Annotated in this window: 12 protein-coding genes; 3 read left to right on the top strand and 9 right to left on the bottom strand. The window is 66.2% G+C overall.

All coding sequences use genetic code 11. The features are described 5' to 3' along the window. Positions 1 to 10: 10 nt before the first annotated feature. Positions 11 to 970: a DUF523 and DUF1722 domain-containing protein gene (locus O6P39_RS22485; protein ID WP_275608623.1), complete on the bottom strand. Its 960-nt coding sequence runs from the start codon at positions 968 to 970 to the stop codon at positions 11 to 13. A gap of 152 nt (positions 971 to 1122) precedes the next feature. Next, on the bottom strand, positions 1123 to 2106 hold the full coding sequence (locus O6P39_RS22480; RefSeq protein WP_275608622.1) for an NAD(P)/FAD-dependent oxidoreductase: 984 nt from the start codon (positions 2104 to 2106) through the stop codon (positions 1123 to 1125). 272 nt (positions 2107 to 2378) lie between these two features. Between O6P39_RS22480 and O6P39_RS22475 the strand changes: the two genes are divergently transcribed. The 3 genes from O6P39_RS22475 to O6P39_RS22465 all read left to right on the top strand — a co-directional run bounded on the left by O6P39_RS22475 (position 2379) and on the right by O6P39_RS22465 (position 6068). Further along, the gene (locus tag O6P39_RS22475; protein ID WP_275608621.1) at positions 2379 to 3284 is read left to right on the top strand and encodes a TIGR01777 family oxidoreductase; all 906 of its coding nucleotides are present in this window, start codon (positions 2379 to 2381) and stop codon (positions 3282 to 3284) included. A gap of 114 nt (positions 3285 to 3398) precedes the next feature. Beyond that, the gene (hemH, locus tag O6P39_RS22470) at positions 3399 to 4421 is read left to right on the top strand and encodes a ferrochelatase (RefSeq protein WP_275608620.1); all 1023 of its coding nucleotides are present in this window, start codon (positions 3399 to 3401) and stop codon (positions 4419 to 4421) included. Between the two features lie 282 nt (positions 4422 to 4703). Further along, positions 4704 to 6068 (top strand): MFS transporter, encoded by a 1365-nt coding sequence (locus O6P39_RS22465; RefSeq protein WP_275608619.1) that lies wholly within the window; start codon positions 4704 to 4706, stop codon positions 6066 to 6068. Positions 6069 to 6378: 310 nt separating this feature from the next. On the opposite strand, the gene O6P39_RS22460 is transcribed toward O6P39_RS22465, so the two are convergent. From O6P39_RS22460 to O6P39_RS22430, 7 genes are all read right to left on the bottom strand, one after another. Continuing rightward, positions 6379 to 9435, bottom strand: coding sequence for a multidrug efflux RND transporter permease subunit (locus O6P39_RS22460; RefSeq protein ID WP_275608618.1), 3057 nt, complete (start codon positions 9433 to 9435; stop codon positions 6379 to 6381). A 182-nt stretch (positions 9436 to 9617) separates the two neighbouring features. Continuing rightward, complete coding sequence (locus tag O6P39_RS22455; RefSeq protein ID WP_275608617.1) at positions 9618 to 10730, bottom strand: efflux RND transporter periplasmic adaptor subunit; 1113 nt, start codon at positions 10728 to 10730, stop codon at positions 9618 to 9620. Between the two features lie 286 nt (positions 10731 to 11016). Then, complete coding sequence (locus O6P39_RS22450; protein WP_275608616.1) at positions 11017 to 12642, bottom strand: methyl-accepting chemotaxis protein; 1626 nt, start codon at positions 12640 to 12642, stop codon at positions 11017 to 11019. A gap of 122 nt (positions 12643 to 12764) precedes the next feature. Then, complete coding sequence (locus tag O6P39_RS22445) at positions 12765 to 13859, bottom strand: DUF1513 domain-containing protein (RefSeq protein WP_275608615.1); 1095 nt, start codon at positions 13857 to 13859, stop codon at positions 12765 to 12767. Between the two features lie 51 nt (positions 13860 to 13910). Further along, positions 13911 to 14972 (bottom strand): imelysin family protein, encoded by a 1062-nt coding sequence (locus tag O6P39_RS22440; protein WP_275608614.1) that lies wholly within the window; start codon positions 14970 to 14972, stop codon positions 13911 to 13913. 15 nt (positions 14973 to 14987) lie between these two features. Beyond that, entirely contained in the window at positions 14988 to 16376 is a 1389-nt protein-coding gene (locus O6P39_RS22435) for a di-heme oxidoredictase family protein (protein WP_275612011.1), read from the bottom strand. Positions 16377 to 16597: 221 nt separating this feature from the next. Then, complete coding sequence (locus tag O6P39_RS22430) at positions 16598 to 17941, bottom strand: imelysin family protein (protein WP_275608613.1); 1344 nt, start codon at positions 17939 to 17941, stop codon at positions 16598 to 16600. Between the last annotated feature and the right edge of the window lie 280 nt (positions 17942 to 18221).

The raw sequence follows: 18221 nt of genomic DNA, 5'->3' as shown, positions 1-18221 counted from the left end.
TGCCGGTACGTCAAATGGCATTGCGAAGGCTCAGGTCTTCGGGATGCGGTTGAAGGTAGGCCTGGGCATCGATGTAGGGATGCGGATGCCGGCGGAAGTGGTGCTTGAGCAGTGTCAGCGGAACCACCAGCGGGATCACCCCTTCGCGGTACTGGCCGATCAGCCGCTGCATCTCGGCTTTTTCCTCGGCCGGCAGGTCATGCTTGAGGTAGCCGGCCAGATGCTGCAGCACGTTGCTGTGGGTGCCACGCGTGGCGCAGGTACCCAGCGCACGCATGAAGTCGCGGAAGTAGGCCGGGGCGAAAGCGTCCAGCGGCTGGTCGGCGATCCTCGCCAGGCGCTGACCAAGCACGCTGTACTGGCGAGGGTCGTGGGCCATCAGCTGGTACTTGTAGCGCGAGTGGAAGCGAATCACCGCGTGGCGTGTCAGGCCCTGCGCGCGGAGCTTCTGCCAGGCGGCGTAGGCGAATACGCGAGTGAGGAAGTTCTCGCGGATCACCGGGTCGTTCAACCGGCCTTCCTCCTCCACCGGCAGATCCGGGCGAGCAGCACAGAAGGTTTCCGCATAGAGCCCGCGAACGCCGGGCGGGCACGCCTGGCCATCGGAACGGTAGAGCTTCACCCGCTGCAACCCGCAGGAGGGTGATTGCTGCATGAAGATGTAGCCGCAGATGTCCCGCAGCAGGCCGGCCTGCTCACGGCCGAAGTCACGCAGGGCCGCGCTGACGTCGCGGTTGCCTTCTCGCTGGATCACCGCCCTCGGGGTGTCGTAGTCACCGATCAGGCGCAGGGTCGGTCGCGGTACGCCGAGGCCGATGGCAACTTCCGGGCACACCGGAACGAAATCGAAGTGGCGGCTGAGCACGTCCAGGCACAGGCGCGAGGCCTTGTGTCCGCCGTTGTAGCGCACCGGCTCGCCCAGCAGGCAGGCGCTGATACCGAGCTGGGGACGTGGCGTGGTGTCGGACATGGTGGTAACCGATTTCTTGTACAGGTAGATATTTTTGTACAACTATCGGTTAGGATAGACCCAGGCATGTACAAGTGCAAAGGTTTGTACAAGGTTGTGCGGCGGGCAAGGGGAATCCACGGTCTTCTCCGCAAGAGGAGACCGTGGCGGGTTCAGAGGTGCTCGAGCAGACGGCGGGCAGCTTCCAGGCCGCTCAGCCAGGCGCCTTCGACACGGCCCGAGAGGCACCAGTCGCCGCAGGCGTAGATTCCCAGGTCGGCGTCGGCCAGCGCACCGAACTGGTGGGCTTCCATCGGCCGGGCATACAGCCAGCGGTGGGCGAGGGCGAAGTCCGGGGCGTGTACGGCGCAACCGATCAGCTCGGCGAAGGCGCCGCGCAGGTGCTCGATCACGCTCTCCTTGAGCAGGTCGATGTTCTGCTTGCTCCAGCTGCTGCTGGCATGCAGCACCCAGGTATCGAGCTGCCCGTCGCGACCGGGCTTGGAGCGGTTGCAGGCCAGCCAGGAAAGCGGGCCTTCATGGACGAAGCAGCCCTGCACCGGCGTCTGCAACGGCTCGGCGAAGCCCAGGGCGACGGCCCAGGTCGGCTCCATGGGGATGCTCGCTGCTGCCGCCGCCAGCTTCGGCGCACTGGCCAGCAGTGCGGCGGCCTGGGGCGCCGGGGTGGCGATCAGCACGCGGCTGTACGGACCGTGTGTCTGGCCTTCGGCGTCCTGCAGGTGCCAGTGCTGCTCGCCGCGGTAGACCTCGGTGATGCGGCAGGCGAAGGTGACGGTCTGGTCCTGCAGCAGGGCGCGGGTGATCGCGCTCATGCGTGGGGTGCCGACCCAGCGGGGTTGTTCGTCCGGCGACGGGCTCAGTTCGCCGTCGCGGTACTGGTACAGGGCCGGGTCCCATTCGGCTACCCAGCCTTGTTCGCGCCATTTCTGGATGGCGTCGAGGAAGCGTCGATCGCGGGCGGTGAAGTACTGCGCGCCGAGATCGAGGGCACCGGCTTCGGTGCGTTTGCTGGCCATGCGGCCGCCGCTGCCGTGACCCTTGTCGAACAGCTGGACTTCCTGTCCGGCGTCCCGCAGGGCGTGGGCGGCCGAGAGTCCGGCGATACCGGTGCCAATGATGGCAATGGGGGCGCTCATGACGTGCCTCGTAGGTTGTGTATTTCAGAGTAACGAGCGCGCTTGAGTTGTACAAATGGTTTGATCTGTACAATCGTGTGACTGCCAGCGCACCCGTGATCGGCAGAAATCCGATCATCGGAACCTTCCGCGTCTCATCGGTTCCTTCATGAATGAGCGCAGCCGGTTCCGGCACATACAGCGTAGACCTTCAGCGCTGTCCGGTGCAGGTGCAAGCGTCGCTGTCTCGTCCAGACTGATGGTAGGTGCGACACACTGACAAGGAGTTCGCCATGCATATTTTGTTGACCGGTGGGACCGGGCTGATCGGCCGCCGACTTTGCCGCCAATGGAGCACGGCCGGACATCGCCTGACCGTGCTCAGTCGTCAGCCGCAGCGGGTTGCCGCGTTGTGCGGCGAGCAGGTGCGCGGGATCGCCGACTTCCAGGATTACGGCGACGAACCGTTGGACGCGGTGGTCAACCTCGCCGGCGAGCCGATCGCCGACAAGCCCTGGAGCGCGGCGCGCAAGGCGCTGCTGTGGGACAGCCGGGTGGGCCTGACCGAGCGGCTGCTGGCCTGGCTGGAGTCGCGTAGCCAGCGCCCTGGTGTGCTGATCAACGGCTCGGCGGTGGGCTGGTACGGCGATGCCGGCGAGCGGCCGCTGGAGGAGAACAGCGCGGCTGCCGGCGAGGATTTCGCGAGCGAGTTGTGCCTGGCCTGGGAGCAGATCGCCCGCGAGGCCAAGGCGCTGGATATTCGCGTGGTGTTGGTACGCACCGGACTGGTACTGGCGCCCGAGGGCGGCTTCCTCAAGCGCATGCTGCCGCCATTCCGCATGGGGCTAGGGGGGCAACTGGGAGGCGGTCGGCAGTGGATGTCCTGGATTCATATCGAAGACCAGATCGCCCTCATCGATTTTCTTTTGCAGCGGGCCGACGCCGAGGGTCCTTATAATGCCTGCGCGCCGCAGCCGGTGCGCAACCGCGACTTCACCCACGAGCTGGGGCGAGCGCTGCACCGGCCGACCGTGCTGGGCGTACCCGGCTTCGCCCTGCGCCTGATGCTCGGCGAGATGTCGGTGCTGCTATTGGGTGGACAGCGGGTGGTGCCGCGCCGGCTGCTCGATGCGGGCTTCACCTTCCGCTTCCCCGAGCTGCCGGACGCCCTGGCCGACGTGCTGCGCGAGCAGCGCTGATCCGCCACGCCCTGCGGCAATGGCGACAGGCCGTGCGGCAAATCGCTGCGTGTAAACTGCGCAGCCCTACCGGGCCCGCCCGACGAGATCGTGAACCGATTCCAAGGACATTGCATGACCCAAAACGCCCTCCTGCTGGTCAACCTGGGCTCTCCGGCTTCCACCCAGGTCGAGGACGTGCGCCGCTACCTCGATCAGTTCCTCATGGACCCCTACGTGATCGACCTGCCGTGGCCTATTCGCCGCCTGCTGGTGTCGCTGGTCCTGCGCAAGCGTCCCGAGGAGTCGGCCCATGCCTATGCGTCGATCTGGTGGGACGAGGGGTCGCCGCTGATCGTGCTCAGCCGCCGCCTGCAGGAAGCGATCCGCCCCTACTGGCCGCACGGGCCGGTAGAGCTGGGTATGCGCTATGGCGAGCCGTCCATCGAGTCGGCCCTGCTGCGCCTGAGCGAGCAGGGCATCACCCGAGTGACCTTCGCGCCGCTCTACCCGCAGTTCGCCGACAGCACCACCACCACCGCCATCGAGGAGGCGCGCCGGGTCATGCGCGAGCGCGGCCTGAAGCTGGAGCTCAAGGTGCTGCCGCCGTTCTATGCCGAGGCGGAGTACCGCCAGGCGCTGGTGGACAGCGTGAAGCCCTATCTCGAACAACCCTACGACCACCTGCTGCTGAGCTTCCACGGCCTGCCCGAGTCGCACATCCGCAAGCTGGTGAAGGACCGCCGCCACGATCTCACCGCAACCAGCAGCCGTGGGATGAGCGATGAGGTGATGGCGCTCTGTTACCGCAGCCAGTGCCTGCGCACGGCGGAGGATTTCGCCGCGGGTGCGGGGCTCGAGGAAGGGCGCTGGTCGGTGTCCTTCCAGTCGCGCCTGGGGCGCAACAAGTGGATCGAGCCCTACACCGAGGCGCAGCTGGACAAGCTCGGCAAGCAGGGCGTGAAGCGCCTGCTGGTGATGTGCCCGGCCTTCGTTGCCGACTGCATCGAGACGCTGGAGGAAATCGGCCAGCGTGGCAGCGAGCAGTTCCGCGCGGCGGGTGGGGAAGAGCTGGTGCTGGTGCCCTGCCTGAACGACCAGGAGCTCTGGGCGAAGGCGCTGGCCAAGCTGTGTGAGCGGATGTCGACGGCGAGCTGAGCACAGGCTCAGCTCTTTGTAGGACCAAGGGGGGGGGGCGCCCAGCCCTTGCTCGCGAACCCGCTTAACACCGGAGCCGCCGGACAGTCTGTTCGCGAGCAAGCTCGCTCCTACAAGTGTTTCCAGCAAAACCCCTCGGCCAATCCCTGACCACCCATTCATCAGCCAACGGTCGCCGCCCGCATTCAGAGACCTGATAGTGGGCGCGCCTGGCGTCCACAGTGCCTACCCTGCGGGTTCTCCCCATCGCCATCGCCGCGTTGGCGGCGTCCAGGAGCCCGCATGCACAACAACAATAACGGCTACCCCTCCAGCTTCGTGGCATGGTCCACGGTCGCGATCCTCATGGTCGCCTACGTGCTGTCCTTCATCGACCGACAGATCCTCAACCTGCTGGTCGGCCCCATCCGTCGCGACCTGGCGATCAGCGATACGCAGATGAGCCTGCTGATGGGCCTGTCCTTCGCGCTGTTCTATACCCTCTGTGGCATCCCGCTGGGGCGCATGGCCGACAGCCGCAGCCGGCGCGGCCTGATCACCGTCGGCGTGCTGATCTGGAGCGCCATGACCGCCGCCTGCGGCCTGGCCCGGCAGTACTGGCACTTCCTGCTGTTCCGCGTCGGCGTTGGCGTGGGCGAGGCGGCGTTGTCGCCAGCAGCCTATTCGCTGATCGCCGATAGCTTCCCGTCCCACCGTCGCGCCACGGCCATCAGTGTGTATTCCATGGGGATCTACCTGGGTTCGGGCCTGGCCTTCCTGCTCGGTGGCCTGGTGATCAAGTTCGCCTCGGCCCAGGGCGACGTGCACCTGCCGATCCTCGGCGAAGTGCGCCCGTGGCAACTGATCTTCCTGCTGCTGGGGGCCGCCGGGGTACTCTTCACCCTGCTGATGCTGGCGGTGAAGGAGCCGACCCGGCGTGGCGTGGGCGCTGGCGTGGTGGTGCCGATGAGCGAGGTGGGCGCCTACCTGCGCGCCAACCGCAAGACGGTGATCTGCCATAACTTCGGCTTTGCCTGCATCTCCTTCGCCAGCTACGGCAGCGGCGCCTGGATACCGACCTTCTTCGTTCGCACCTATGGCTGGGATGCCGGCCATGTGGGTGTGGTGTACGGCAGCATCGTCGCGGTGTTCGGCTGTCTGGGCATCGTTTGCGGCGGCCGCCTGGCGGACTACTGGGCCAAGCGCGGGCGTACCGATGCGAACATGCGTGTGGGCCTGCTGGCCGCCGTCCTGGCGATTCCCTTCACCCTGGCCTACCCGCTGCTCGATAACGGCAATGCCGCGGCGGTGCTGATGGCGCCCATCGTGTTCTTCCTCGGCATGCCGTTCGGCGTCGCCCCGGCGGCGATCCAGGAAATCATGCCCAACTCCATGCGCGGCCAGGCGTCGGCCATCTACCTGTTCGTGGTAACGCTGCTCGGCCTGGGCGTCGGCCCGACCGCCATCGCCCTGGTGACCGACTATGTGTTCGCCGACGATATGTCGTTGCGCTACTCGCTGCTGATCGTCAGCCTGCTGGCGCTGACGGCGGGCGCCTTCCTGCTGGCGCGGGGGCTCAAGCCCTACCGGGCCAGCCTGGAGCACCTCAAGAGCTGGAGCGTGAAAGGAGAGCGCGCGAGCGGTGGGCTGCAACGCCAGCCGGCTTGAACTCGTCGTAGGAGCAAGCTCGTTCCTACAGTTCGGTTTCACCACTTTGGTCCGTCGTAGGGCGTACAACCGTTCGCGGTTGTACGCCGATACGCCACGACGTATCGCCAACGCCGGGAGCATGCCGGGCGTCTGAGACCACGGCTGATCGGCGTATAACGCGGAGCGTTATACGCCCTACGGTGCTGGCATCGGTATTTGCCTGGAGGAGGGTATTTCGTTGCGGGGATTTCGCGGACAAGGTCCGCTCCTATGAGAGCCGGAGCTCCCTGTAGGTGGAAAAAGCCCCGCTGATGCGGGGCTTTTTCGTTCAGTGCGCCGATGCCGGGGCGCTGCCGTCGACGGGCCTCGGGTCCTCCTTGGCCAGTAGCGTGTACACGCAGGGCAGGACGAACAGGGTGAACAGCGTGCCCACGCTCATGCCGGTGGCGATCACGATGCCAATGTCGAAGCGGCTGACCGCGCCGGCGCCGGTGGCGAGCAGCAGCGGGAGCACGCCCAGCACCATGGCGGCGGTGGTCATCAGCACCGGGCGCAGGCGGATCGCCGCGGCTTCCTCCACCGCTTCGCGCACCGACAGTCCGCGTTCGTGGCGCAGCTGGTTGGCGAACTCGACGATGAGGATGCCGTGCTTGCTGATCAACCCGATCAGCGTCACCAGGCCCACCTGGGTGTAGATGTTCAGGCTCGACAGGCCGAGGAACAGCGGCACCAGCGCGCCGCAGATCGACAGCGGCACGGTGACCATGATCACCAGGGGATCGCGGAAGCTCTCGAACTGCGCCGCCAGCACCAGGAAGATCACCGCCAGCGCCAGGGCGAAGGTGACCATCAGCGCGCTGCCTTCCTGCACGAACTGCCGAGAGGCGCCGGCGTAATCGAAGGAGAAGCCGCGCGGCGACTCTTCCTCGGCGATGCTGCGCACGGTGTCGATGGCTTCGCCCATGCTGACCATCGGCACGCCGGAGATGATCGCCGAGTTGAGCTGCTGGAACTGGTTGAGCTGGCGCGGCCGCGCGCGCTCGTGGAAGGTCACCAGAGTCGACAGGGAGATCAGCTGGCCGCTCTGACTCTTCACGTAGTAGTTGCTCAGCCAGCCCGGGTTGTCGCGGTAGGCACGCTCGACCTGGGCGATCACCTTGTAACTGCGCCCGTCGATGGTGAAGCGGTTGATCTCGCCCTCGCCCAGCAGCGCGCCCAGCGCGACACCCAGGTCCTGCATGGTTACGCCCATCTGCGCGGCCTTGGCGCGGTCGATGTCGACTGCCAGCTCCGGCTTGTCGAACGCCAGGTCCAGGTCGAGGAAGGCGAACTTGCCCGATTCCTCGGCGCGCTTCTTCACCCGCTCGACCACCTGCAGCAGCGACTGGTAGTCGCTGGCGGTGTTGATCACGAACTGGAACGGCAGGCCTTCGCCGGTGCCCGGCAGCGAGGGAAGGTTGAAGCCGAAGATCTGCAGTCCGGGGATCTTGTCCAGCTCCGCCTGTACCACCTGCAGCAGTTCCATCTGGCTGCGCTCGCGTTCGTCCCAGGGCTTGAGCAGCATGCCGCCGATGCCGGTCTGCACGCCGTTGTAGCCGTTGATCTGGAACGCCGAATAGTACTCGGGGAACTTGCGGAAGATGCCTTCGAACTCGGCCGTGTACTTGGACAGGTAGTCCAGGTTCGCGGTCTGTGGCGAGTTGGACATGATGAAGACGATGCCCTGGTCTTCCTCCGGCGCCAGTTCCTTGTGGGTGAACATCATCAGCAGCGGGATGATCGCCAGCACCAGCGCGGCGAACACCAGCACTACCGGCCGGCTGTTCAGCGTGCCGTGCAGGGTGCGCTGGTAGCGCTGCTTGAGTGCCTCGAAGATCACATCCAGGCGATGGGCGAGGCCCGTGGGGTTCGCGTCGTGACGCAGCAGGCGCGAGCACATCATCGGCGACAGTGTCAGGGCGACGATGCCGGAGATGATCACCGCACCGGCCAGGGTGAAGGCGAACTCCTTGAACAGCGCACCGGTCAGGCCGCTGAGGAAGCCGATGGGGGCGTACACCGCGGCCAGGGTGATGGTCATGGTCACCACCGGCACGGCGATCTCCCGCGCGCCTTCGATGGCGCCCTGGAAGGGCGTCTTGCCCTCCTCGATGTGGCGGTGGATGTTCTCCACCACCACGATGGCGTCGTCCACCACCAGACCGATGGCGAGCACCATGGCCAGCAGGGTCAGCAAGTTGATCGAATAACCCATCATCTGCATGAAGAACAGCACGCCGATCATCGACAGCGGGATCGTCACCACCGGGATGATCACCGAGCGCAGCGCGCCGAGGAACAGGAAGACCACCACGATGACGATCAGGATCGCCTCGCCCAGGGTCTTCACCACCTCGTCGATGGAGGCCTGGATGAAGCGCGTGGCGTCGTAGGCGATGGTTACCTTCAGGCTCGGCGGCAGCTGCTCTTCCAGCTCCGGCATCTTGGCGCGGACTTCCTTGATCACGTCCAGCGGGTTGGAGCTGGGCGTGCCCTTGATGCCGATGTACACCGAGGGGATGCCGTTGAACGAGCTGACCGCGTCGTAGCTCGCCGCGCCCAGTTCGATGCGTGCCACATCGCCCATCAGCACGCGGCGATCGCCGGCGGTTTTCAGCGGGATGGCGGCGAAGGCTTCCGGGGATTTCAGGTCGGTGGAGGCGTTCACCGAGGTGACCACCATCTCGCCCTTCACCTCGCCGGCGGCGGAGAGGAAATTGTACTGGCGCACCGCGCTGTCGATGTCTCCGGCGGTGATGCCGTAGGCGGCCATCTTCACCGGGTCCAGCCACAGGCGCATGGCGAACACCTGGTTGCCGAGGATCTCCGCCTCGGCGATGCCCGGCAGGGTGGCGAGCTTGGGCTGGATCACGCGCGACAGGTAGTCGGTGATCTGCGGGTTGTTCATCTGCTCGCTGAAGAAGCTGATGTACATCAGCGCCGAGGCGTCGGCGGCTTCCTTGTCCAGCACCGGGTCTTCGGCGTCCGGCGGCAGCTGGGTCTTCACCTCGCCGATCTTTGACAGCAGCTCGGTCACCAGACGGTCGGTGTTGGCGCCGATGTGTGCATAGATCGAGATCACCGAGTAGTTCTGCCGGCTCACCGAGGTCATGTAGTCGATGCCTTCGGCGCTGGCCAGGCTCTGCTGCAGCGGCTGGGTGATGTAGCCCTGGATGGTTTCGGCGTTGGCGCCGGCATAGAAGGTGGTGACGGTGATCAGCGCGTTTTCCATCTGCGGGTATTCGCGGATCACCAGCTTGCTGAAGGCCTGCATGCCGAGCAGGACGATCAGCAGGCTGACCACGGTCGCCAGCACGGGGCGACGGATAAATGGATCGGTGAACATAAGCTCAATCCCTGTATTCGGATTTGCTGCGCGTCGGCCATGCCGCGTTGGCGGGGTACGTCGAAATGCTCATTGGCTACAGCCAACTCCGCTTTCGCCGTACCCCGCCGCCTTGCCTGGCTCTAGCTCGCGAAATCCGTTGACTCTCGTAGTCCTCGCATGGGCGATGGCACTGCTGTCTGTTACTGCGCGTCCGGAACGATGGCCACCGGCGTGCCGCTGTCGAGCTTGAGCTGGCCGGAGGTCACAACCTGTTCGCCGGCCTTCAGGCCCTCGACGATCACCACGTTGCCTTCGCGGCGCTCGCCGGTTTTGACGTAGCGGCGCTCCACGGCGAGGGCCGGTTGGCCTTTGTCGTCGGTCTTCGCCTTGCCGTCCTTGTCCTTCTGCGGACCAACCACGTACACCGAGTTGCCGTACAGGGTGAAGGCCACGGCGGTTTCCGGTACCACGATGCGCGGCGCGCTGTCGGGCAACTGCACTTCCAGGTTGGCGAACATGCCCGGCAGCAGTTTGCCGTCGGGGTTGGCCATACTGGCGCGGACCAGCAGGTTGCGCGTCTCGTTGTCCACCCGCGGGCTGATCGCCTCGATGCGGGCCTCGAAGCTCTGTCCGGGATAGGCCGCGACCCTCACGCTGACGGCCTGGCCGGTCTTGAGCAGGGGGAAGTCCTGTTCCGGCAGGAAGAAGTCGACCAGCAGGGTGGAGAGGTCCTGCAGGGTGACGATCTCGGTGCCCGGCGAGACGTAGTCGCCCACGTCCACCCGGCGGATGCCGGCGGTGCCGTCGAAGGGTGCGAGGATGCGCTTCTTCGCCAGCGCCGCGCGCAGCTGCGCCACGGTGGCAGTGGAACGGTTCAGCTGGGCGGCGAGGCGGTCGTAGTCGCTCCTGGAAATGGCCTGGCGGTCGATCAGGTTGCGGCCGCGCTCGTATTCCACCTTGGCCAGGCCCAGGTCCGCCTCGGCGCTACGCAGGGTGGCCTGCTCGACGTCGTCATCCATCTGCAGGATGGGCTGCTCGCGCTTCACCTTGTCGCCGGAGACGAACAGGATGCTGCGCACGATGCCCGAGACTTCGGCGGTCACGGTCACGCCCTGCACGGCGCGCAGGGTGCCGATGGCCGGCAGGCGGCTCTGCCAGTCGCGCTGCACGGCGTCGGTCGCGGTGACGCTGACCGGTGGGCGTGGCGCCGAGAACATGGCGATCTGTTTCTGGATGGAGAGGTATTTCGAGCCGGCGAGCACCGCAACGATGACGGCAACTACGCCCAGCATGAGCAGCATGCGGCGCAACATCTTCCTGTTCCTTGGTACGTGCCTGGCAGCAATCCTCCGCGATTCGCTCGTCCGGTAACTGCGGGACGGCCTTCCGTTCGCGGGATGTCGATCAGGCTTCGAAGCCGATACGGGGACGCCCCATTGCGGGGCGAATTGCGCACCTTATGCCTGATCGCGTGGCGAGTCAAAGGGCGGCGATTACAAGGCGTTTCGCGAAGAAGATGATGTGATCGCGGGCAAATCCCGTTGAATGGGCGCGCGCGGTACGAAGGGAAGGGGGCCACGTCCCTGTGGCCGAAGCGGGTCAGGCGCTGAGCTTGTGGGTTACTTCGGCGAGCTCGCCGGAGAGGCCGTGCAGGTGGCGGCTGGCGCTCTGGGTGCGTACCACGTTCTCCTCGTTGGTGGCGCCTATGGCGGTGATCTCGGTGAGGTTGCGCGAGATGTCCTCGGCAACCGAGGTCTGCTCCTCGGCGGCGGTGGCGATCTGCCGGTTCATGTCGCGGATCGCCTCCACGGCCTGGGTGATGCTGCGCAGCACTTCGCCGGCCTGGGTGACGCGCTCCACACCCTGTTCGCTGCGGGTCTGGCCGCTCTCGATGGCGCGCAGGGCGTTGACCGAACCAGTCTGCACGGTGTCGATGATCTGGTGGATCTCGGCGGTGGACTCGGCGGTGCGCTGGGCCAGGGTACGTACTTCATCGGCGACCACGGCGAAACCGCGGCCGGCTTCACCGGCGCGGGCGGCCTCGATGGCGGCGTTGAGCGCCAGCAGGTTGGTCTGGTCGGCGATGCCACGGATTACTTCCAGCACCTTGCCGATGCGCCCGCTGTCGCTTTCCAGGCGGCGGATCACTTCGGCGGTATTGGCGATCTCGTTGCTCATTTCGGTGATGGTGACGATGGTGGTCTTCATCACTTCGCCGCCCTGCTGGGCGTGCTGGTCGGCATCGTCGGCGGCGCGCGCGGCGTCGGAGGCGTGGCGGGCGACTTCCTGGGCAGTGGCGGACATCTCGTGCATCGCCGTGGCCACCTGGTCGGTGCGCGAGAACTGCTCGCGGGTGCCTTCGGCCATCAGGGTGGCGATGGCGTTCAGTTCGCCGCTGGCGGTGTCCAGTTCGCTGGTGCTGTGCTTCAAGCGGTTGAAGGTATCGGCGAGGAAGTCGCGCAGGGTGTTGGCGGCGCGCGCCAGGCGGCCGAGTTCGTCGCGCCGGCTGGCGTCGACGCGCTCGCCGAAGTTGCCTTCGCTGAGCTGGGCGATGTGCTCGATCAGGCGCGCAATCGGGCCGATCAGGTTGCGATTGACCAGCCACAGGCTGAGCAGGCCCAGCACCAGGCCAGAGATCAGCAGGATCAGGCTGCCGCTGATGACGGTGCTGTGAGCACTGGCGGAAATGCTCCTGGCTTCTTCCTGGGCGTCGCGGTGCAGGCTGTCCACCAGAGCGGCCATCTGGTCGCTGGCGGCGCGGTCGATGCCCTTCACCGCGGCATCGCCGGCGCGCGGGTCGCTGCCGGCGGCGAGATAGGCGTCGCGGCCCTTGCGGTAGGCCTGGCCGAGCTGGCGGTGCTCGTCGCGCAGGCGGCTCACTTGGGACTTGAGCTGCGGGTCGGTGGCGGCGTTCTGCTCCAGGCGCTGGAGGATGTCCTGCACGGCACGCTCCTGATCCTCGAACTGGCCCCAGTATTTGTTCAGGTCGGCCGGTTGCTGGCCGCGCAGCAGGACGTTCTTCCACTCCTGCACCTGGATCTTGAAGGCGACGTTGGCCTGGTCGACCAGTTGTGAGGCCTGCAGCGGGCCGTCCAGCAGGCGCTGGTAGGCGCTGACGCTGCCGGAGAGGAAGTGGAAGCAGGCGAGGGCGATCAGCAGTACGAGCAGCAGGCTGCCGCCCAGCAGCGAAAGGATCTGGGTACGCAAGGATGTGTTGGGGGACATGGTGGAACGCCTCTTGGGACGCAAAGGGATATCGGTCAGTCCCTTGAATCGGCAACGCCCGTGCCTTCCTTAGCGCGGGCAGACGAATGGTGATCGTGCGGCGGAGCGTCTGGGACGGGCGCTCAGGCCAGGTGCAGGTGGTTGTCCCAGAATGCGGGCGGCAGTTCCAGCGGGGTGCCGGCGATGCGCTCGCCACGGCAGTCATAGACTCGGCAGCGGCCTTGCCCGGAGGTGACGACGAAGCCGTCCTTCACTGCGCCGACGCCGGCGCAATCGGGCAGCGGCGCATCCAGCCGTACTTCGCCGGTATCCAGGTCCCAGATGAAGAAGCGGTTGCCGCGCGGTGCGGTCAGCGCTACCAGTCGCAGGTCGCTGTGGATGGCGACGCTGGCGGTGTACTGGGTCATCGCCAGGCGTTGTTCGTCGTTCAGCGGGAAGGGCTGGAAGGCCTCGCCGGGGCGCTTGATGGCGAGAAGGTCGGCGTGGTCATGGCTGTCGCCCATGTACTGCTGGCCGGCGACGATGGTGCCGTCGGCGGCGATGGCCAAGTGGCGCACGCTGTTCATCTGCTGCGCCAGGGTTTCCTTGGAGATCAGCGAGCCATCGCGGCGCATCAGCACCAGGCTCGGTTCCATGGCGTCGAGGTTCATCTCCACGCGGCTTTCGGCTTCGGTGCGGATGCCGCCGTTGGCCACCACCAGGGTTTCACCGTCGGGCATCCAGGACACCTGGTGCGGGCCGAGACCGTGGGTGGAGACTTCGCCGGTGTGCGTGAGGCGCTCGCCGTCGAAACGGTACACGCCGAGCATGCCACGGCCCGGATCGGTGGTGTCGTTCTCGGTGGCGTAGAGCCACTCGCCGTCCTTGTGCCAGACGCCGTGGCCGTAGAAGTGGCGGTCGGCTTGGGAGTCGAGAGTCTGCAGCAGGCGGCCGTCGTCCAGATGGATCAGGTAGCTCTGTCGGCCCGGCCGGCGGGCGACGAACAGCGCCAGCGGCAGGCTGGGATGCTGGACGATGTCGTGGCAGCGCAGCCCCACCTGCGTGGCGAACACGCGGCTGCCATCCAGGCGATAGCCCACCGCGTAATGCTTGCCATCCGCGTCGTCACGGGCGGACAGCAGCAGGGGCTCCTTGCCCTTGCGTGACAGCGTCCAGCCGCCGAAGGTCAGGGCGCCGAGCAGCAGGCTGCCCAGGCCGAGCACGTGACGTCGCAACATGGCGTTCACCTCTTTCATTCATTCGCCTTGATCTGGCCGACGCGCAGCCGATCAATCGCCGTCGTTGGCGTTGAAGCCGAGTTGCACGCCCAGGGCCTTCGCGAGGTCGCTCTCATGCAGGCGGTGGACGGCATTGAGGCTGTCGTACAACTCGTTCAGCTGCTTGAGGCCGGCTTCGTCCTTGAGCAGGTCGCTGAGCGGCTTGTCGATCGCCTTCAGCTTGCCGTGGGTGTCGGCGTAGGCGGCGTCGATCTTGCCCGCCAGCTCTTTCTGCTCGGCCGGCAGCAGGGCGCGCAGGCCCTTGTTGTCGGTGCCGTTCCACAGCGCCTGGGCGCCGGTCAGGCTGGCATCCAGGCTTGCCAGGGAGGCGTCGCTGCGCCAGCCCTCGGCCTGGAACGGCTGCGGGATGCCCTTGCTCTGGCGGCCCAGCGGGGTGCCGAGTTTCTTCTTCAGCATGTCCAGTGCGGTGACCTGCACGCGCAGCAGTTCGGCGATGGCCTCGTGGGCATCGGCGTAACGGTCGTTGGGGAACTTGGAGAGTTGGGCGAGCATGCCGCCGTCCTGCTTCCACTGCGCCAGGATGCCTTCCGCCAGGGCCTGTTGGTGCGTGCCGATGGCTTCCAGCAGCGGGCAGTAGCGCGCCTTGGTCTCGGCGTTGGCCAAGTCGATCCTGGCGTCGAAGAGGATGTATTCGTAGGCGGTCAGGCCTTGCACCACGACGCTGGATTTATCCAGGGTCGCCGGGGTGATCGGGTTGCCGCTGCCCAGCAACTGCTCGACCTGGCGGGCGACCAGGTTCTTCTTGTCCGGCCAGAATTGCACCTGCCAGGCGCGGTTGCCCTCGGCCAGCGGGCCGACCAGCAGCGGCTGCAGCTCGGCCCAGGCCTTTTGCGCGGCCATGTAGTCGGCGCGGGCTTTGGCCAGGTCTTCCTTGCCCTGGCAGTAGGCCAGGGCGCTGGCGGCCAGGGCGCGGTCGGCGTCCACCCAGCGGCTGTAGGTCGGCAGGATCACCTGTTGGGCCAGCGTGGCGCTGGTGGTGGCCTGCGGGTCGGTGGGCGAGCAGGCACCCAGCGCGATGGCGAGGCTGGTGATCAGTAGACGGGGGCGGAACATGGTGGGCTCGGCTCCTTAGAGTGAGTTCAGGAACGCCAGCAGGGCATTGCGCTGCTCGGCGTTGAAAGTCAGTACGCGCTGCTTGGCCGCTTCGGCTTCGCCACCGTGCCAGAGCACGGCTTCGAGCAGGTTGCGGGCACGGCCGTCATGGAGGAACTGGGTATGGCCGTTGACCGTCTCGGTCAGGCCGATGCCCCACAGCGGCGGCGTGCGCCAGTCGCGTCCGCTGGCGAGAAATTCCGGGCGATTGTCCGCGAGTCCATCACCCATGTCATGCAGCAGCAAGTCGCTGTAGGGGCGGATGACCTGGTTGGCCAGTTCGGGTTCTGCGGCATTGGGGCCGGTGGTGAATTTCGGCGTGTGGCAGCTGCTGCAGCCGCTGTCGACGAACAGGCCCTTGCCGGTCAGCACCTGCGGGTCGTCGACCTTGCGCCGCGCCGGCACCGCGAGGTTGCGGGCATAGAAGGCGACCTGGTCGAAGATGTGCTGGCTGACTTCCGGCTTGCCGCCGTCGATGGCGTTGCGGCAGTCGACCTGGGCGTCGGTACAGTCGTCGGTGGGCAGCAGGTCGCTGGTCAGGCCCATGTCGCCGGAGAAGGCGTGGGCGTTCTGCTGGGCGACGTTGGGCTGACCGGCCTTCCAGCCGAAGCGGCCGAGTACGGTCTCGTGGCGCGCATCATCCCAGACCTGGTTGGCGCGGCCACGAATGCCGTCGCCGTTGCGGTCGTCCGGGTCGGCGTTGGCGAGGATGTCCTCCTCGCGGATCGATTCGAGCAGGCCCAGGCCGATCATCGGCGGGGCGATGCGTGCGGAGAACTGGGTGTTGGCCTGCATCGGGCCATAGCCGAGATTGCTGATGCGCAGGGTAGGCTTGCGCAGCTCGACCACGGTGCCGTCCTTGAAGCGCACCGGCACCGGCTCGTAGTCCACCCGTACCTTGCCTTCGGGCGCCACGCCGGGGATGGCCGAATCCTGCAGTTGGCCGCCATACACCGGCTCGGGCACCACGCCCAGGCGCTTGAGCGTGCGCGCATCTTCCGGGCCGGCCGGAATCGACAGGCGCACCAGCATGGAGACGGCGTTGACGTCATTGGGCTCTGGCGGATGGCCGCGGCCGTCCTTGATGTGGCAGTTCTGGCAGGCGTTGGTGTTGAACAGCGGGCCCAGGCCGTCACGCGCGGTGGTGGTGGACGGGGCGATCACCCAGGGGTTGCGGAAGAAGCTGTTGCCGACGCTGAAGTCCAGGCGGCGGCTCGGCGTGAGGTTGGCCGAGGGCATCGAGTAGGCGTTGCGGTCGCTCTGGCCGACCGTGGTGGCGCCGCCGGAAAGCGCTTCTCCCGGCTCGGCCACGGCGTGCCGGGAGGTCTCCGGCTTGCAGGCGGCAAGGGCGAGGACGCAAAGCATCGGTACGAGCAGAACGGCGCGGCGGTGGAGCATCGACTTCAGTTCCAAGGCTTGAAAATGCAGCTCTCCATCTTATCAGGGGAGCCAAATGCAAATCTGAGAAATTTGTATTTAAGAATCGACCTTGGCCCGCTGCGAAAATGACAAAGCCCCGCACTGCGGGGCTTTGTCGGGACCGGACCGGCACTGCGGCGTGGAGCCGCAGCACCGGAATGCCTGGATCAGAACTGGTGATCGGCGGTATCCGGCTTCAGGTCCTGCACGCCGACGGCGGCAGCAGCCTTCTCGATGGCGCCGGTCTGCTTCACCAGCGAGGCGATGGCGTCGCGGATCTTCTGCTGATCGTCCTTGGCGTCCGGAGCGATCATCTGGTCGAAGTGCACACCGTCCTTCTCGGCACGGTCGACGATGGCCTGCATCTTCGCTTCGGTACCTTCCAGGTCGGCCTTCAGCTCGCTGTCGGCCTGGGCGTTGGCCTTGGCCACCAGGTCGGACAGGCTCGGGCCTTTCACCACGCTGCCGTCTACACGCTTGTACTCGCCGGTGTAGATGTTGCGGATGCCCTTGGCATCGAAGAACAGGGTGTGGTGGGTGTCGTCGCTGAAGCAGTCGTGCTCGTCTTCGGTGGAGTTGGCTTCCAGGGCGACCTTCATGCGCTCGCCGGCCAGCTCGCCCAGGGACAGGCTGCCCAGGCCGAAGAACATCTTGCGCAGGTTGTTGTCGGCGCTGTCGGCCTCCAGCTTGGCGCGGTAGTTGTCGGCCACGCCGGCTTTCCAGTTGCCGACCATCTCTTCCATCTGGGCCACCAGCAGGTCGGTGACGGCCTTCAGGTAGGCGGCGCGACGGTCGCAGTGACCGTTGGTGCAGTCCTTGCCCTGGGCGTAGTCGGTGTACTTGCGATCACCCGCGCCCGGCTTGGTGCCGTTCAGGTCCTGGCCCCAGAGCAGGAACTCGATGGCGTGGTAGCCGGTGGCGACGTTGGCTTCGGAGCCGCCCAGTTCGTTCAGGCTCAGCAGCTTCTCGCCGGTGATTTCCTTCACGTCGATCTTGTCTTCGCCGACCTGGATCTCGGTGTTGGCGATGATGTTGGCGGTGGCGCCGGCGTTGCCTTCGGCGTGCTGGTAGTCCTTGGCGACGTAGTCGATCAGGCCTTCGTCCAGCGGCCAGGCGTTGACCGCGCCTTCCCAATCGTCGACCACGGCGTTGCCGAAGCGGAAGCCTTCGCTCTGCGAGTAGGGCTTGCGCGCGGCCAGCCACGCTTCGCGGGCGGCTTTCAGGTTGGCTTCGCTGGGCTTGGCGATCAGCGCATCGACGGCGGTCTGCAGGGCCTTGGCGGTGGTCAGGGCGTCACCGAAGGTGGCTTCGGCGATGTCGGCGTAGTTCTTCACTACGGCCTTGACCGCGGCCTCGTCGACCTTGGCTGCCGCCGGGGCGTTGCTCTGGGTGCTGGCTGCCGGGGTAGCGGCCTGGTTCGCAGGGGCTTCGGCTTTCTTGTCATCGCCACAGCCGGCGAGGGAAATGGCGATGGCGAGCAGGCTGGCAGTGGCCCAGGGCATACGTGTCATGACGGGTTCCTTTGAGGTGTAGGAGGCGCACGAGATCGAACTGCGCAAGAAAAACGGCAACATAATGCGAAAGATTTGCATTTTTGAAAAGAGTGTTCGAACGAGCTTTCTCGGAGAGTGGCCAGCAGGTCGCCAGCAGGGCGGTGGATCTCGCGTTGCGGGGGCTTTTCGCTGTTCGCAGGAGCGAGGGGGACCCTTGGTTCTTGCTCGCGAACAGCTTCGCGCCAGTGCCGCGAGGAGGGTAGGGCGTATAACGCACCGCGTTATACGCCGCTTGGCC

This window comes from Pseudomonas sp. PSE14, assembly GCF_029203285.1.
In the GTDB taxonomy this organism is placed as follows: Bacteria; Pseudomonadota; Gammaproteobacteria; order Pseudomonadales; family Pseudomonadaceae; genus Pseudomonas.
Note: the sequence above shows the minus strand (reverse complement) of the source record. Positions and strands in the feature narration are given on the sequence as shown.

Coding starts and splice junctions, on each gene's coding strand:
- O6P39_RS22485 (WP_275608623.1), bottom strand. CDS start 970: ATGTCCGACACCACGCCACGTCCCCAGCTCGGTATCAGCGCCTGCCTG.
- O6P39_RS22480 (WP_275608622.1), bottom strand. CDS start 2,106: ATGAGCGCCCCCATTGCCATCATTGGCACCGGTATCGCCGGACTCTCG.
- O6P39_RS22475 (WP_275608621.1), top strand. CDS start 2,379: ATGCATATTTTGTTGACCGGTGGGACCGGGCTGATCGGCCGCCGACTT.
- hemH (WP_275608620.1), top strand. CDS start 3,399: ATGACCCAAAACGCCCTCCTGCTGGTCAACCTGGGCTCTCCGGCTTCC.
- O6P39_RS22465 (WP_275608619.1), top strand. CDS start 4,704: ATGCACAACAACAATAACGGCTACCCCTCCAGCTTCGTGGCATGGTCC.
- O6P39_RS22460 (WP_275608618.1), bottom strand. CDS start 9,435: ATGTTCACCGATCCATTTATCCGTCGCCCCGTGCTGGCGACCGTGGTC.
- O6P39_RS22455 (WP_275608617.1), bottom strand. CDS start 10,730: ATGTTGCGCCGCATGCTGCTCATGCTGGGCGTAGTTGCCGTCATCGTT.
- O6P39_RS22450 (WP_275608616.1), bottom strand. CDS start 12,642: ATGTCCCCCAACACATCCTTGCGTACCCAGATCCTTTCGCTGCTGGGC.
- O6P39_RS22445 (WP_275608615.1), bottom strand. CDS start 13,859: ATGTTGCGACGTCACGTGCTCGGCCTGGGCAGCCTGCTGCTCGGCGCC.
- O6P39_RS22440 (WP_275608614.1), bottom strand. CDS start 14,972: ATGTTCCGCCCCCGTCTACTGATCACCAGCCTCGCCATCGCGCTGGGT.
- O6P39_RS22435 (WP_275612011.1), bottom strand. CDS start 16,376: ATGCTTTGCGTCCTCGCCCTTGCCGCCTGCAAGCCGGAGACCTCCCGG.
- O6P39_RS22430 (WP_275608613.1), bottom strand. CDS start 17,941: ATGACACGTATGCCCTGGGCCACTGCCAGCCTGCTCGCCATCGCCATT.